Here is a 215-nt window from a genome sequence, read left to right as displayed (position 1 = left end):
CCCTCGGACGGGTTCACGGTTCTGAACTCGGTGTCCACGATCTTCGCCTTCGTACTCGGTGCCTCGACGCTCCCGTTCATCTGGAACGTCTTCAAGAGTTACCGCTACGGCGAAGTTGTCACCGTCGACGATCCGTGGGGTTACGGAAACTCGCTGGAGTGGGCAACCACCTGCCCGCCGCCGCGTCACAACTTCACCGAGTTGCCGCGCATCCG

Annotated in this window: 1 pseudogene; it reads left to right on the top strand. The window is 61.9% G+C overall.

What is annotated here, in order from left to right:
* Positions 1 to 215: pseudogene (locus ACYP01_RS05535) on the top strand (cytochrome ubiquinol oxidase subunit I); the annotation flags it as partial.

The sequence above is a fragment of the Rhodococcus sp. no. 34 genome (genome assembly GCF_054589475.1).
Note: the sequence above shows the minus strand (reverse complement) of the source record. Positions and strands in the feature narration are given on the sequence as shown.